Annotated in this window: 11 protein-coding genes; 6 read left to right on the forward strand and 5 right to left on the reverse strand. The window is 40.7% G+C overall.

Going from position 1 to position 15,375, the window contains the following annotated elements:
* Entirely contained in the window at positions 1-2,295 is a 2,295-nt protein-coding gene (locus V6R21_RS16970; RefSeq protein WP_334244823.1) for a molybdopterin oxidoreductase family protein, read from the reverse strand.
* Between the two features lie 216 nt (positions 2,296-2,511).
* Here V6R21_RS16970 and V6R21_RS16975 point away from each other — a divergent pair, with 216 nt between their 5' ends.
* Together V6R21_RS16975 and moaA are read left to right on the forward strand one after the other, a co-directional pair.
* A complete protein-coding gene (locus V6R21_RS16975) occupies positions 2,512-2,886 on the forward strand; it encodes a DUF7009 family protein (protein WP_334244824.1) in 375 nt (124 codons plus the stop codon).
* A 13-nt stretch (positions 2,887-2,899) separates the two neighbouring features.
* A complete protein-coding gene (moaA, locus tag V6R21_RS16980; RefSeq protein WP_334244825.1) occupies positions 2,900-3,880 on the forward strand; it encodes a GTP 3',8-cyclase MoaA in 981 nt (326 codons plus the stop codon).
* A 4-nt stretch (positions 3,881-3,884) separates the two neighbouring features.
* On the opposite strand, the gene V6R21_RS16985 is transcribed toward moaA, so the two are convergent.
* Together V6R21_RS16985 and V6R21_RS16990 are read right to left on the reverse strand one after the other, a co-directional pair.
* Positions 3,885-4,523 carry a 7-carboxy-7-deazaguanine synthase QueE gene (locus V6R21_RS16985; RefSeq protein ID WP_334244826.1) on the reverse strand — a complete coding sequence of 213 codons (639 nt, stop codon included), beginning with the start codon at positions 4,521-4,523 and terminating at the stop codon, positions 3,885-3,887.
* A gap of 207 nt (positions 4,524-4,730) precedes the next feature.
* On the reverse strand, positions 4,731-5,603 hold the full coding sequence (locus V6R21_RS16990; protein WP_334244827.1) for a bifunctional 5,10-methylenetetrahydrofolate dehydrogenase/5,10-methenyltetrahydrofolate cyclohydrolase: 873 nt from the start codon (positions 5,601-5,603) through the stop codon (positions 4,731-4,733).
* Positions 5,604-5,885: 282 nt separating this feature from the next.
* Between V6R21_RS16990 and V6R21_RS16995 the strand changes: the two genes are divergently transcribed.
* The gene (locus V6R21_RS16995) at positions 5,886-10,397 is read left to right on the forward strand and encodes an MG2 domain-containing protein (protein WP_334244828.1); all 4,512 of its coding nucleotides are present in this window, start codon (positions 5,886-5,888) and stop codon (positions 10,395-10,397) included.
* A gap of 81 nt (positions 10,398-10,478) precedes the next feature.
* Positions 10,479-11,096, forward strand: a complete 618-nt coding sequence (pnuC, locus tag V6R21_RS17000) for a nicotinamide riboside transporter PnuC (RefSeq protein WP_334244829.1) — start codon at positions 10,479-10,481, stop codon at positions 11,094-11,096.
* 83 nt (positions 11,097-11,179) lie between these two features.
* On the opposite strand, the gene V6R21_RS17005 is transcribed toward pnuC, so the two are convergent.
* Complete coding sequence (locus tag V6R21_RS17005) at positions 11,180-12,934, reverse strand: lysophospholipid acyltransferase family protein (protein ID WP_334244830.1); 1,755 nt, start codon at positions 12,932-12,934, stop codon at positions 11,180-11,182.
* Between the two features lie 488 nt (positions 12,935-13,422).
* On the opposite strand from V6R21_RS17005, the gene V6R21_RS17010 reads away from it, so the two are divergent.
* Both V6R21_RS17010 and V6R21_RS17015 read left to right on the forward strand, forming a co-directional pair.
* On the forward strand, positions 13,423-13,818 hold the full coding sequence (locus V6R21_RS17010; RefSeq protein ID WP_334244831.1) for a DUF2147 domain-containing protein: 396 nt from the start codon (positions 13,423-13,425) through the stop codon (positions 13,816-13,818).
* Positions 13,819-13,913: 95 nt separating this feature from the next.
* On the forward strand, positions 13,914-14,171 hold the full coding sequence (locus V6R21_RS17015) for an acyl-CoA-binding protein (RefSeq protein ID WP_334244832.1): 258 nt from the start codon (positions 13,914-13,916) through the stop codon (positions 14,169-14,171).
* 61 nt (positions 14,172-14,232) lie between these two features.
* Here V6R21_RS17015 and nspC read toward each other — a convergent pair whose 3' ends face one another.
* Positions 14,233-15,360 carry a carboxynorspermidine decarboxylase gene (gene nspC, locus V6R21_RS17020; RefSeq protein WP_334244833.1) on the reverse strand — a complete coding sequence of 376 codons (1,128 nt, stop codon included), beginning with the start codon at positions 15,358-15,360 and terminating at the stop codon, positions 14,233-14,235.
* Between the last annotated feature and the right edge of the window lie 15 nt (positions 15,361-15,375).

The raw sequence follows: 15,375 nt of genomic DNA on the forward strand, positions 1-15,375 counted from the left end.
CTATCTGTTTTGGAGTGGTAACGACTTGGATACACTTACAGCTGTTACCTTATATGCAGGCTCTTTTGATACAGGATCATAATCGTCTGAAACCACTTTATTGACCAAGAAATTAGGGTCATAAAATGCGGCAAAAACAACACCTGGTGTCTCATTTTCAGAAATCTTGACTTTACCCATCATTTCACCTCTACTGCTATCAATCTTCGCCATATCCCCCTCTTTCAGACCGAGCTTCAGGGCATCTTCTGGATGCAATACCAAACATGCATCTCCACTAGAGTTTTTCAGTTCATCCACCAAACGTGTCATCGTACCTGTATGCCATTGGGAGATAACCCTACCTGTTGTCAGGAACAATGGTCGTTGTTCAGAGAGTTGCTCTTTCGTTTTGATATAGGGTCTCAAAAAAACGACAGCCTTCCCATCAGGCTTTCCATAGAAATAGTGTTTCTTTCCTTTTGGCACAAATGGATCACCTTCTGTATACCTCCTGACCGTACCGGGATGGTCTTCACTTGGACAAGGCCACTGAATACCTCTCTCCTCTTTGAGCCTTTCGTATGTAATTCCCTTAAAGTTGTATTTACTGTGCGAAGAAAGCTCTCTGTATTCTTCCCAAACATCATGAGGTGTTCTTGCCTTGATCAACCCTCCATAACCCATCCTTTCAGCAAACTCTCCCAAAATTTCCAAGTCACTTCTTGCTTCACCTGGCGGGTCAATGAGTTTCTCAATCAGCTGATACCTTCTTTCTGTCTGACCATATACGCCCTCCTTCTCTATATACAAAGCTGCTGGTAACACGACATCTGCCAATTTGGTAGTCTCCGTTTCAAATACATCTGCCACCACCAAGAAGCATTTCTCCATTCCCTCTCGATAGTAATCTGCATTGGGAACTGACTGTGCTGGATTGGTACACATTACCAAACAGCATTTGAGTTTATCTTCCACCATGGCTTTAAACATATTGATCGCATCATACCCTGGTTTAGGATTTATGGTACCCTTTTTCACACCCCATAGTTCTTCCATCTCATTACGGTGCTGTTCCTTGGCAATCAGCCTGCCATTTGGAAGCATATGTGATAACGACCCTGTATCCCTTACTCCTCCACAGGCATTACATTGTCCAGTAAGTGAAAGTGGTGTAGCGCCAGGTCTATTGATATGCCCTGTTACAAGGTGCATGCTGTTCAAGGTATTATTAAGGAAAACACCTTGAATTCGTTGGTTAATCCCCATTGTCCACAAAGACATCGTCGCCTTTGAATTGCCAAACATATAAGCAGCCCTTCTGATTTCCCTTGCAGAAACACCCAATTCCTCAGCTATGTCTTCAGGTTTGTAATCCGCCAAAAACTTTTTGTAATCCTCAAAACTGACATTCTGTTTACCATCATTGAAATTGATATGTTCATTGACAAACTCATTGTCATAAAGTCCCATCTCGATCAATGTGTAAAGCATTGAGTTCAGAAGAAGTAAATCAGTACCGGGAATTACAGCCAAATGCAGGTCAGCATGTTCTGCAGTCTTGGTTCTTCGAGGGTCAATGACTATGATCTTGACTTTTGGGTTGGATTTTTTGCGGATCATTATCCGTTCAAACAATGGCGGGTGACATTCATATGTATTGGAACCAATCAGGAAGAAACATTCTGCATGGTCAATATCTTCATAAGCGCCAGGTGGCTCGTCCTTACCAAAAGTCTGTGTATACCCTACTGCGGCAGAAGCCATGCATAGCCTTGGATTTCCATCTACATTATTGGACTGGATACCTGCCTTGAATAGTTTATTGGCGGTGTAAGATTCCTCTGCATACAACTGACCTGAACCATAATAACCAACACTTTCGGGGCCACTTGCAGCTATAGCTTCCTTAAACTTGTTAGTGATCAAGGTCATAGCATCATCCCAAGAAGCTTCAACCAGTTTACCTTCCTTTCGGATCATTGGCTTGGTTAAACGTTGCTCCCTGTTAGCCATCATTTTATCAAGAGTAGAACCCTTGATACAAATCACACCTTTGTTATGTGCTTCCTGATCTCCCCTAATTCTAACAAGTTTCTTATCCTTGTTCATACCTAACATCACACCACATCCCGTTCCACAATACCGGCAAACGGACTTATGCCATTTAGCCACAGGGCCTTCATCCACAATAAACTCTGTAAAAGCCCAACCTCCAGCCGCCAAACCACCTACAGCAATCACGCCACCAGCAAGCTTGACAAAGTCCCTTCTTCCGATATCATGTATTTCTTTATCCGATTCTTTTTTATCCATAATAAAAATGTATTAAAGTCAGCATAAGAAAAGCGGAAAGCAGATATGACCTAGAGAAAAAACAACCATATCTATCTGATTATATGCATTTTAAATTACAACCTCAGATTTCATAGGACAATGACTTTCAACATGTTTTGAAGATCTCCTCCAACAATCAACCTCAGAAGAAATTTTTGCTTAATTTTAAGTTCATAAACCCAAAACTGCTTATATATGAAATTACGCATTAAAGATGCATCAGTAAGGTTAAGACTGGATAAGGTTGACCTTGATACCTTGAATGAGAAAGGAAAAGTGGAAACAGTTACGCCTTTTTGGAATAGAATGCTAAAATATGCGGTCAGAACGACAACCTCAGTTTCTCACCTATCGGCAACTTTCGAAAATGAACGCATTATGCTGTACATTCCTGAAAGCTATCTGGCAGAAATGATCGAGACTGACAAGGTCGGCTTTGACCATGTTCAGAAAAATGAGGATGGAACTCAACTAAGTATTTTAATTGAAAAAGACTTTAAGTGTCTGACACCTAGAAATGAAGATGAAAGTAACGCCTTTCCGAATCCACAAGAGGGGCATTCATGCTAACAAATAGATTTATATGCTGCAAGATAAATATGGAAGACCAATCAGCTATGTAAGATTAGCTGTGACAGACAGGTGCAACCTCAGGTGTACATACTGTATGCCTGAACACATTCAGTTTGTTGAAAGAAAAGCGCTGCTCACTTTTGAAGAAATGGAAAGGCTACTGATGATCCTTACCCAAATGGGTGTCAACAAGGTAAGAATCACTGGAGGTGAGCCATTTATGAGAAAAGGCCTTATGGATTTTTTAGACAACCTATCTTCCATAGAATTGCTCAAAAAGATCACCTTGACTACCAATGGTGTATTTACACAACAATACCTCTCAAAGCTGAAAGCGCTTGGCATCAACAGTATCAACCTAAGTCTTGATACACTGGACGCTCAAAAGTTTTTTCAGCTGACTAGGCGAAATGAGTTCCAGACAGTATGGGCTACTTTTGAGCAAATGGTAGCGATGGGCTTTGCGGTAAAAATCAATATGGTAGTGATGGAAGACCAAAATACAGAAGACATTCTTCCAATGGCTACTTTGGCTGAGCAATACCCTGTTGATGTACGGTTTATTGAAGAGATGCCTTTCAATGGAGAAGAAAACAGACACCCTGTGCTGAAATGGGATTATGTCCGAATACTGGAGGAATTAAAAAGTGTTTACCCTGACTTGAAACTGATGGTGGCAGAACCTCATTCCACTTCACTCAACTACTCTGCTCCAAGGTTAAAAGGAAAACTGGGAGTGATTCCCGCCTACAGTCGTACCTTCTGTGGGAGCTGCAATAGAATCAGAATCACATCTCAAGGATTTTTGCATACTTGCCTTTACAGCAAGTCTAGCCTGAACCTAAGATCTTTACTTCGATCTGGTGCTTCAGATCAGGAGATCCAACTTGCCATTCAGCAGGCTGTTAGTGGAAAAGCTAAAAACGGATTTGAGGCTGCCCGTCTCAACAAGGACAGCCTATCCGCCTCTATGTCAACAATTGGAGGATAAAACCTTAAGGGATTTGCATAAACTTGTGTGTCTGAAGCGAAATATGCCACTTAGGGTTTTCCTTGACATAGTCCACGATCAGCGGCATCATCTTTTCGTGCTTGCTCCACTCAGGTTGCAAGTACAGTTTACAATCAGGTGCCATTTTTTCGGCAAATTCCTCTGCAAAAGCAAAATCACTCTTATTGAAGACAACCACCTTCAGTTCATGAGCTTTCTCATAGATTTCCGGAAGGGGTTGCTTGAATTTTTTAGGAGAGAAAGTGATCCAATCCAAATCACCTGATAGTGGATGTGCTCCTGAAGTCTCAATATTGACTTGGAATCCCGCCTCTTTCAGTTTTTGAGTAAGGTAAGAAATGTCATGCATCAGTGGTTCACCACCCGTAATCACTGCCAACCTGCCAGGCATAGCCGCAGCCTTACTCACAATATCTTCTACCTTAACGGTTGGGTGTGCTTCTTCATCCCATGACTCTTTCACATCACACCAAACACAACCTACATCACAGCCAGCCAAACGAATAAAATAAGCTGCATGTCCTGTGTAAACGCCTTCGCCTTGGACAGTATAAAAATCTTCCATCAATGGAAGTGCTGTCTTGGTTACAGCTTTACCTTGCTCAATAACGCTCTTTACCATTATTCCTTTTTTTTCTATTTAAAAATGAAAAACACAAGGGGTGAGGGAACCCTTGAAACTTTTTAGATTTAAGGTTGGAGTCCTGTACATCAAACCCCTTACCCTATACCTATAACAAGATTATCTGAGTTTCAGAACAAAGACTTGAGTATGAAAGAAAAGAAATCTTTCACATCAAGTCCTCTATCTAAAATCGTATACGATTAATTATCTATTCTTCGCTGCCAGCAATGTATTACGCATCAGCGTTACCACAGTCATTGGACCAACACCTCCAGGAACTGGTGTAATAAAGCTACACTTAGGAGATACCTCATCAAACTTCACGTCACCTTTCAAGCTGAAACCTGACTTCTTAGAGTCGTCCTTCACACGAGATGTTCCTACGTCAATCACTACAGCACCTTCTTTCACCATATCAGCCGTCACAAACTCAGGTTTACCCAAAGCTGCAATCAGAATATCTGCTTCACGTGTTTCAGCAGCAAGATCAGCTGTACGGCTATGCGTCAAAGTAACAGTACAGTTACCTACTTTAGCATTTCTAGACATCAGCAAGCTCATAGGCGTACCTACGATGTTGCTTCTACCCACAACCACACATTTCTTACCTGAAGTTTCTATACCGTAACGCTCCAACAATTGGACTATTCCGTAAGGAGTCGCTGGCAAGAAACCAGGAAGACCAATCATCATACGTCCCAGGTTTTCAGGGTGGAAACCATCCACATCTTTGGCAGGGTCAATTGCCAAAGTGACTTTTGTCTCATCTATATGTTTCGGAAGCGGCAACTGAACAATAAAGCCATCGATATCCTCATCCTTGTTCAGTTTGTCAACCACAGCAAGCAGTTCTTCTTCTGTGATTGTCTCTTCAAACTCCAGCAATGTCGACTTGAATCCGCATTGCTCACAAGCTTTGACCTTGTGGTTCACATACGTACGGCTACCACCGTCATTCCCCACTAGTACTGCTGCCAAATGTGGTTGCTTACCACCATTTGCCAAAATCTCTTTTACTTCAATTGCAATCTCGCCCTTGATTGCCTCAGCTGTCGCTTTTCCGTCTATCAGTTGCATTATAGAAAGGTTTTAGTGTTGAGGGTGGCAAAATTAGTCTTTATTTCTCAAAGTGAAAATGAAATATTTAATCAATTAACCTCAAAATAAAGGTGTTAAAATGACGATTAATCACTACTTAATTCATTACAAAGATCAATTTGTGTCAATTACATCAAACTTGGCAAGATAATTTTGTATCAAATAATGAAATGAGCACTTGCCTTTGTTTAATTTCATTAACAAATTATACTGTAACCCCAATATCATTCCCCATTAGACCTAATAAAAGCCAGTCTAGATATGAAACGACTACTGCTATTGCCATTGCTGCTCTTGACAAGCATAGTCTTGCTGAGTTTTGTCTTTTTCCAAAGTGACCCCTTCGATAAGATGATTGCCAAATTAGCTGCCTACACCGAGGCTCTGCCTCAGGAAAAAATCTATGTCCAAATGGACAAACCCTTTTATAAGCCAGGTGACAATATTTGGCTTAGTGTCTTTCTTGTAAATGAGATGGACCACCTTCCCTCCACTCAAAGCCAAATAGCAAACATTGAGTTGGTAGACCCCAAAGGTGAAACCAAAAACTTAAGGTTAATCTGTAATAATGGTAGAGGAAAAGCTGACTTCAAGCTCCCATCAAATGCCCCTGGTGGACTGTATAAAATCAAGGCTCATACCCAATGGATGAAAAACTTCCCGGATGAATACTTCTTTGAAAAGTCATTTCAGGTACAGGCTATCACCAAACCGAATGTATTGCTAAGCCTTGATTTCGAAAGAAAAGCTTATGGTCCTTCTGAAAAGGTTGTTGCCAATTTTGCAGCCCAATCACTCACCAAAAAGCCACTGGCTAATCAGAGTTTTATGGTAGCCATCAAATTGGAAAATAAGCTATTCAAATCTCTAAAACTGACAACTGACCAAAATGGGAAAGCAGCGATCCAATTTGACCTACCTGAAAACCTAAAAAATAACGATGCTCTCTTAAACATTACAATTGAAAACAATGGTAGCATTGAATCAATATCCAGAGCAATTCCTATCATGCTACAGGATATAACGCTGCAGTTTTTCCCAGAAAGCGGTCACTTGGTAGAAAATGTCAATTCAAAGGTTGCTTTCAAGGCTACTGATGCGTTTGGAAAACCAGTAGACATAGAGGGTGTAGTATTGAATAAGCATAAGGAAGAAGTTACTAAATTCAGAAGCTTTCATGATGGTATGGGCGCTTTTGAGATACTTCTTGAAAGTAATGAAGCCTACACTGCATATATCACACACCCTGTCAAGACCGACACCCCTATCCCCCTACCTGAAGCTTTGTCATTTGGGTTTAGTATGTCTACAGGACTAGCTGAAAATGGCACACTGCCTGTTTCTATTCATGCCCCAGACCAAGAAATAGTCACACTTATTCTTCAGGTTAGAAATAAGCCCTATTACTATCAGACATTCCCACTTCATCCCGGTGTCAATTCCTTGAACATTCCTCTAAAGGATATACCTGCAGGTATTGCGCACTTGACTTTGTTTGACAATCATCAGCGACCTTGTTGTGAAAGGCTCAATTTTATCAATTCAGACAAGCAAATGAAGGTCAGTATAGAAACAGACAAGGAAAAATACCTTCCGTATGAAGAAGTGAAAATGATGGTAAAAACGACTGATGAAACAGGACAACCTATTTCTGCTTCATTGGCATTGTCAGTTGTGGACGACAAGGTTCTCAGCTTTGCTGATGACAAACAAGATCACCTTTTATCCTACTTACTTCTGAGCAGTGATTTGAAAGGAGAAATTCATGAACCTATTTTCTATTTTGATACAGGAGAAACAAAAGCGGCTCAGGCTTTGGATTACCTACTGATGACACAAGGTTGGCGAAAGTTTAACTGGCGGGAAGTGATGGATAAAAGTTACCCTGAATGGAAAAATACTATAGAATTTCAGGCTGAGCAAACTAAGGTAAAAGGTCAACTTTTAGATAATAACAGCCATCCACTTCCTGATGTGGACCTCAAACTGGATGGTTGGTCTACCAAGACAGACAAAAACGGGAACTTCTCATTTTCTACCATAGACCTTTCAACACCAAAAGACCTTGAAGTTTTTTACCCCAACAACAATCCTTTTAAACAAGCCATATATAAATACAAAGACGATTACAGTATCATCCCTACAATCAAAGGTAAAGTAACAGACGATGATGGCAACCCTATTCCCAATGTCTCCATATATATTCCAGAATCTGGTGAAAGATGTGTAAGTAACCAATATGGTCAGTTCTCAATTTCGGCACTGATATCACAGAGTCTAGCAGTGAACAAACCCGGCTTCCAACCGCTAAACATTAAGATTAAAAATTCCGATTCTCTTTCCATCACACTTCAGAAGAGGAAGGTAGTGTTAATGAGAAATAAGTTATACGAAGAAGAAGTCATAGATGAGATGGTGATGGCAGCACCAGTAGTATGGGGAGCAGAAGAACCTGATTTTGCGGCAGGAAATGAAGTGTTTTTAGAGCAAGCTTTCACAGAAAATGACCAGCCTGTCGTACCTCCGGTTGCTGATGAGGTTGCTATAGAAGAGCTTAAAGTGGAATTTGATGAAGATGATGAATGGGTTGAATTATTCAATGGAACAGATGGATTTGTTGACATACCATTTGAGGAAATCAACGAGTTCTATGAAGCTCGTACCTTTTATATACCTGACTACAAAACCAATCCTCCACAATCAAGAACTGACTTCAGAGAAACAATCTACTGGAACCCTGTGGTTGAAACAGGAAGTGATGGTACAGCCCAAATTTCCTTTTACACCAATGCTGCCTTAACCTCCTTTTCAGCCACTGCACAAGGAATTTCAGCTACAGGAAAAGTCGGCAGAAGCAACCATCAGTTTTACAGCCAAATGCCAGTAAGTATTGAAAGTAAAGCTCCTGAGTTCCTCACTTATGAAGATCAGTGTATCATTCCTATCACGCTTAAAAACAATACGGAAAGTCCCATTTTAGCGAAAGTAAAAATTCAGACCTCAAATAACCTGAAGTCCGTTTTACCTAACCTTCAAACAATAGAACTTCAAGCGTATGAAGCGATCAGCATTCCACTCCAAATAGAGGTTCAGTCCAGTGGAAACGAAGCTATGGTTTCAGCTAGTGTAGCAGCTTCAGATTACAAGGACAGCTTTTCCAAAACTTTCAAGGTTGTGCCTAAAGGATTTCCGGTAAGCCAATCCTTTTCTGGAAATACCATGCAACAGCAATATTCCCTTCATATCACGGACATGATGCCCAACACACTTACAGCAAGTGCTGTTGCCTACCCTGATATGCTAACAGAACTAATGGCGGGTGTTGAATCCATTTTACAGGAGCCTTATGGCTGTTTTGAGCAAACCTCATCCAGTACTTACCCAAATATCTTGGCTTTACAGTTTATGAGGCAAAGTGGTCAGGTAAATCCTGAAATTGAGAAAAAAGCACTAGCCTTGATTGACAAGGGGTATAAAAAGTTGATTTCATTTGAGACGAAAGAGAATGGCTACGAATGGTTTGGCGGCCTACCTGCACACGAAGGCTTAACGGCTTATGGGTTATTGGAATTCAGTGATATGGAAGAAGTGTACGCTTCTGTTGACAATAAAATGGTAGCCAGAACCCGAACCTATCTTATGGACAAAAGAGATGGCAAGGGAGGCTATATCACCAATAAAAATGGACTGGATAGTTTCGGGAATATCAATAAGGAAGTGTACAATGCCTATGTTACCTACGCATTGGTCGAAACTGGTCACAAAGGGTTAGAAAAGGAAATTGATGCCATTTATGATCAGAATATCGATCAGCAAGATGTCTATAAGCTTTCACTTCTGTTGAATATCCTGCTTGAAGCCAAGGATACCAGGTCACATAAAGTATTCTCCAAAATCAAGAAACTAACTGATTCAAATGGTTTTGGAAAGCTCCCTGCCACTTATTCAGTGACTATGTCTGGGGGAAAATCACTTCAGGTTGAAACCACCTCTTTTTTAGTGTTAGGCATCCTAAAAATGCAGACACCTGACAACAAACTATTGCAGGAAGCTGCTAACTATTTGGTAAATGCCAGAGAAAGTTACGGAGGATTTGGCTCCACTCAAGCAACCATTATGGCTCTAAAGGCTCTGACCGAATTCGCTCGATACTCAAAAGTTACCAAAAGTGATGGGGACATTATCCTAAGTATCAACAACCAAAAAAACACCATACATTTTGAAAAGGGATCTCGTGACCCAATTCAGCTATCCAACTTGAATGACCTATTCAAAGAAGGTAACAATACCCTCAATTGGCAATATAAAAATACAAAACAGGCACTACCCTACTCCATCACCGCCAACTGGTACACCTACACGCCGCCATCCAGTGATAAGTGTGATGTATCATTGGATGTACGAACGCCTGAATCAAAAATAAGGATTGGAGATACTTTCAGGGCTGAAATAGAAGTCCGCAATAAATCCAAGCAACCATTACCAATGGTACTTGCTAAAATTGGCATTCTTTCGGGAGTTAGTGTACAGCCTTGGCAAATCAAAGCCCTGCAAGAGAAACACCTCTTCGATTACTATGAAATTACGGACAACTACTTGATTCTGTATTTCAGAGGCATGAAAGCTTCAGAAAAAAAAGTGATCCAACTGGACCTCAAATCAGAGTTTGAAGGCAAATATTTTGCACCAGCTAGCTGTGCCTATCTATACTATACTGCCGAGTACAAGCATTGGATCAAAGGGATAAGTTGTGAGATTACACAGGGGCATTGATTTATCACCCATACAAGTTAACTTTGCCTCCTGATCCCGTTGGGTCAGGAGGTTTATTTTTTCAATTTAATTGCAAACATCTTGGAACTGCTAACGCAAACCATCAGCTACTTCAGCGAAAACCAGATAGAACTGTGGGGCACAATCTTCGGTATCATCTGCGTATGGTTCAATACCAAAGAAAATATTTGGGGTTGGCCCACAGGTCTGATCAGTGTCGGTTTATATATCTATATATTTCTGAATGCGGGCTTGTATGGTGACTTTTTGCTCCATATCATCTACGTCATCTTGGGTATCTACGGCTGGTACCATTGGCTTTATGGTGGAAAATCAACAGATGCCTTACCTGTATCCTACTCCTCTACCAAGGAATTATCCATATTGGTGGTAATAGGCACTTTAGGCACTTTGGTGATGGGCTATATTTTTGAAAATTACTTTGGCTCTGATGTACCATACTGGGATGCTTTTACCACTTCATTTAGTTTGATAGCACAATGGCAACTCGCCAAGAAACGTATCGAAAACTGGGTGATCTGGATAATCGTAGACGTTGCCTGTGTAGGTATTTACTTCTACAAAGGATTGATGTTTACCACATTCCTGTACTTTGTTTACCTGTTTTTGGCGTCATGGGGCTTTATACAATGGAGAAAATCATATCAGCAACACAAAACTGAAAAGGTAATCGCCTAAATGTGTGAGGATAATGATAAAATAAGAAAGGCTTCAGAAACCATCTATTTCTGAAGCCTTTATGGATTTTAACCTATTATTCACTAGTTCTTAGCAATCTCACTTTTCAGTTTTTCCATTGTTTGTTCTGGCACTTCTTTGAGGTCCAAAAGTATCAGTCCATCCAAGGAATTATTGAACTTGGGGTCCATATTAAAACTGATAATCTTGGCATTCAGCTTAATATATTGCTTCAGCAATGGTGGAATATGGAAACGGTTTGGTTCAATCTCAGTGATCAACTTATCAAAGCTCAGGATATCCTTGGCTTTCTCCAATAGAATTTCATAATCCGAATGCCTGAAATCCACCTTATAACCTGTCCTTGGCTTCACCAGTTTTGCCAGTTCATTATTGTAAAAGTACTTCATGATAAAGGCTATGATATAGCTCTTCGAAACCGTTGAGTAGTCATTGCTGATACTGACAGGTCCCACCAAGTATTTGTACTCAGGGTTTTTCAAAAGGAAGATCAAAATACCTCTCCACAATAAAAACAAAGGCATTGGGTGCTGCTGGTACTCCTTGATTACAAAGGAACGCCCAAGCTCCACTGACTGCTCAAGTATTGGCAGCAACTTCTTGTTCATCTCAAAAAGGGTATTGGTATAAAACCCTTTTACGCCTTTCTTTTCTGACAATACCTTTCCCCTGCCAAGCCTATAGGCTCCAATCACTTTCTGCTCCTTATTATGCCAAAGGAAAAGGTGTTCATACTTTGTATCATACCTATCCAAGTCCACTGCAAGGTTGGTACCCTCTCCTACCTCTCGGAAGGTAATCTCCCTAAGTCTACCGATTTCCGTTATCAGGTTAGGAATATTGGCATATGGTGCGACATAAATCTCAATATCCTGATGTTTATGGTAACACATCCCTAGCTCCCTCAACTTATCAACTTCCTGCTTCAGGATTGCTTTTGGAATAGGTGCTATAATGGTCTTAGCACGCTTCAACACAGCAAGGTTTGGTCTTATATGTTGTTGCTTTTTACGAAGGGCACTACCTTGAACATATACCCTTGCACGCAGATAACGACCAAACTTATACACATCTCCCAACTCCAGTTGCTCTTTGACAGAAATAGGCGATCCAATTCTAACCTTTATCTTCTTATTCTTCTTTCCCAAAAACTCCGCCGGCAATCGAGCTGTCCTCAAGGAAGGGTGTAACTTCCCTAGCAAGTGGAAGAGTAAACTGTTTTTCCCATCAAAATAAACTGGTACTACAGGCACTTCGGCATGCTTGATCAGCTTTATGGCTGGTATTTCCCAAGCCTTGTCCTGTACACCGCCTTTCATACTTTGATAGGTAGAAACTTCTCCGGCAGGGAAAATTCCCAACGGATATCCATCCTTCAAATGCTGTAAGGCATCACGAATGCCCTTCTTGCTTACTACACTTCCTTTCTGTGCAAATGGATTGACCGGTATAAAGAACTCTTTTAAAGGTTCAACCCTATGCAAAAGGAAATTAGCCATTACTTTAAAGTCAGGTCTAACCTTCCTGATCAGATGGAGCAGTATAATTCCATCAAGTAAGCCAAATGGATGGTTTGCTACGACAATAAAAGGTCCTGACTTGGGAATATGCTTCAGGTCTTCATCCCTGAAATCGCATTTCACATTCATTTCCTTCAAAATACTTTCAATAAGTTCTACTCCCTGCTCAGCAGTCAGTTTATCGTATAGTTTGTTGAACTTTCGCAGTTTTAGCAGTCTCATGACAAGCTCTGCTGTTACGTTGTTCATCCTGTTGCCGGTGGCTGCCTGCAAGTCAGGTTTGTTGATTATTGCCATAATTTCAATTCAAATTCTGTGATAAGTACAGCCATATCGGTTTTTGTATAAATAGGTCATGGTATAGTTCGGCTGTTTCAGTCACAATAATTGACTTTTTTTTGATGGCTTCTGATAAGGAAATTTGAATAGAATATGAATAAATTATTTCCAGTATGGCGGTACGGTAAACAGCATTTCGTTTCTGATTTGTAATCAGCAATTTCCGTGAACTTACATTCACTCAACAGGAGTTTCATCTACACTAGATCGCTGCATCAAAACAACTTTACGACCAACTGAATCTATATAAAATATTATTATGCAAGCATAACTTTAATTATATTGAGCCTGTATTGAATAACCCATTCAAATTTGCCTGTAACCAGATGCTGTTTTTAAGACAGGTAAAACATAAGGCAAAGGAGATAATTCTAATTTCAAATCCATTGCAACAACTATTGTGTTGCTAGCAGATTCTATTAAACTCAACACCCAATTAAAGAACCATGAACGACGACAAAAAAGAACTGATCGAAGGACTTTGGCTGACAGGAGCAAAAGACGCACATGTACATGTCTGGATTGGCGAAGATGACAGAGCTTACGGTAAAGTAGCTTGGATGGAAAGAGATGCCAACAAGGACGGTTCAAAACCAAGAGTGGACGAACTTAACCCTAAAAAAGACTTGAGAAGCCGTACACTGGAAGGTCTGGTCATTTTGGATGGATTCCAATACAAAGGTGATGGAGAATGGGAAGAGGGAAAAGTGTATGATCCGGACACAGGCAATACATACAGTGGAACAATCAAGAATAATGGCCCCAACGTCCTGAAGATGCACGGTTATGTAGGTATCAAATTATTTGGAAGGTCAGAAAACTGGATTCGTATTGATGATTAACCTTGTGAAAGGTGACCAAAAATAAATGGGAGTAAAATCAATAGGTTTTGCTCCCGATCTTTGAATATTAATAAACAACTAAAACTAACGGAGAAATGGCTTCAGAAGCATTTGTGAACGCACAGAAAAAAGTCAACACCCTTGACAGCAAACCATCAAACGAGGCATTGCTTAAACTTTATGCTCTTTATAAGCAAGCAACAGAAGGTAATGTAAATACGGAACGCCCTGGTGGTTTTGACTTCAAAGGAAACGCCAAATGGGATGCATGGAAAAAAATGGAAGGAATCAGCCAAGAAGATGCTGAAGCAAAATACATTGCTTTTGTAGATGAATTGGTAGACAACCAATAAGCTAGGCAAAAGATGCTAGACGCTAGGTTTCCTCTAGGTGCTAGCATCTTTCTTCTAGTCATTATAACCTGCTTTTATACTCCTCGTACCCGAAAGTCTTCAGCACCTCAAAAGTACCGTCTTCCTTCATAATACCGATATTAGGCAAGTTTACTCCATTAAAGGTGGTAGTCTTTACCATCGTATAGTGGATCATATCCTCAAATATGATTTTTTGTCCAACTTCAAGCGGTTTATCAAAAGCATAACCTGCCATAAAGTCTCCAGCCAGACATGTAGTTCCACCCATATTATACTTGAACTCACCTCCTTCTATGGCTTCTCTGATTCTTGGCTTATAAGGCATCTCCAGTGTATCAGGCATATGTGCCGCAAAAGATGTATCCAACATGGCAGTGGTTGTGCCTTGGTTTTCTACAACGTCCAATACAGTAGCAACCAATGGACCTGTCTCCCAACCTACAGCACTTCCTGGCTCAAGAATGATGTCCAAGTTGTAATTATCTTTCAGGTTGCTGATTAGAGAAATCAATAGCTCGATATCATAGCCTTTTCGGGTAATGGCATGACCACCTCCCATATTCAACCATTTTGCCTGATGCAGCAAGTGACCGAATTTCTCTTCTACAGCTTGAAGCGTTCGCTCCAAAGTGTCAGCACCATTTTCACATAATGTATGGAAATGCAAACCGACAATTCCCTCAGGAAGCTCATCTCCGATCTGCTCAGCCCTTACGCCAAGTCTTGAACCAATTACACAAGGGTTGTACAAATCCGTTTCTACTTCAGAGTACTCTGGGTTGATACGCAATGCAGCCTCTACGCCTTTCGCCATGGTTTTCTCCTTGTGGCGTTCCCACTCATTCAATGAGTTGAAAGTGATATGGCTTGCGATATCCAGCATTTCGTCAATCTCATTCGGCAGGTAAACAGGGCTGTAAGCGTGTACCTCTCCTCCAAACTCATACTTGCCAAGTTTGGCCTCGTTCAGTGAGCTTGACGTAACACCAGGCAAATATTTCTTGACAAGATCAAATGTATGGTAAGTGGCAAAACCTTTCAGTGCCAAGATGATCTTCGCTCCGGTTGCCTTCTGTACCATGTCCAATGTTCTTAGGTTGTTGTGGAGTAATTGCTCCTCCACTACATAACATGGACTAGGAATTTGGTCTATAACTTTTTCTATCATAGTCTTAAAGAAGTT

The organism is Limibacter armeniacum (genome assembly GCF_036880985.1).
Classification (GTDB): domain Bacteria; phylum Bacteroidota; class Bacteroidia; order Cytophagales; family Flammeovirgaceae; genus Limibacter; species Limibacter armeniacum.

Coding starts and splice junctions, on each gene's coding strand:
- V6R21_RS16970 (WP_334244823.1), bottom strand. CDS start 2,295: ATGGATAAAAAAGAATCGGATAAAGAAATACATGATATCGGAAGAAGG.
- V6R21_RS16975 (WP_334244824.1), top strand. CDS start 2,512: ATGAAATTACGCATTAAAGATGCATCAGTAAGGTTAAGACTGGATAAG.
- moaA (WP_334244825.1), top strand. CDS start 2,900: ATGCTGCAAGATAAATATGGAAGACCAATCAGCTATGTAAGATTAGCT.
- V6R21_RS16985 (WP_334244826.1), bottom strand. CDS start 4,523: ATGGTAAAGAGCGTTATTGAGCAAGGTAAAGCTGTAACCAAGACAGCA.
- V6R21_RS16990 (WP_334244827.1), bottom strand. CDS start 5,603: ATGCAACTGATAGACGGAAAAGCGACAGCTGAGGCAATCAAGGGCGAG.
- V6R21_RS16995 (WP_334244828.1), top strand. CDS start 5,886: ATGAAACGACTACTGCTATTGCCATTGCTGCTCTTGACAAGCATAGTC.
- V6R21_RS17005 (WP_334244830.1), bottom strand. CDS start 12,934: ATGGCAATAATCAACAAACCTGACTTGCAGGCAGCCACCGGCAACAGG.
- V6R21_RS17010 (WP_334244831.1), top strand. CDS start 13,423: ATGAACGACGACAAAAAAGAACTGATCGAAGGACTTTGGCTGACAGGA.
- V6R21_RS17015 (WP_334244832.1), top strand. CDS start 13,914: ATGGCTTCAGAAGCATTTGTGAACGCACAGAAAAAAGTCAACACCCTT.
- nspC (WP_334244833.1), bottom strand. CDS start 15,360: ATGATAGAAAAAGTTATAGACCAAATTCCTAGTCCATGTTATGTAGTG.